General features: G+C 54.6%; 1 protein-coding gene. It reads right to left on the reverse strand.

Annotated elements, in window-relative coordinates:
* On the reverse strand, positions 1-379 hold a 379-nt coding region (locus Q4563_RS16925; protein WP_303605319.1), incomplete at both ends, for a DUF2489 domain-containing protein.

Consider the following 379-nt stretch of genomic DNA (forward strand, 5'->3'; position numbering starts at 1 on the left):
CGCTTGTCGATGGCGAACTGTTGTTTGGGAGGGAGTTTTTTATAGGCATCAAGGATCGGCATATCAGCCACTTGCTCGTGAAACATACGTAATACGGCCAGGTTCTCATGCTGCCAGACCGTGGGATCGAGGCCTTTAATGGTGTGGTGCAAGCGTAAGACCCCTTCGGTGATATCACATTGCTCGCTCAAGACTGCTCGCGCCAGAAAGCGTACATCCTGCACCAGGCTGTGCTGGTAATCACGCAGCTGTTGTTCTGCGGCAGCCGCTTCGGCCTGTTGTTCCGCCTCAATCCGTTTGACCTGACGGGTCAGGCGCCAGGCGTAGACAGAAAGGGCGGCGATAATGGCAATGCCAACGACAGCGATCAGTATCATCA

The sequence above is a fragment of the Gilvimarinus sp. 1_MG-2023 genome (assembly GCF_030548285.1).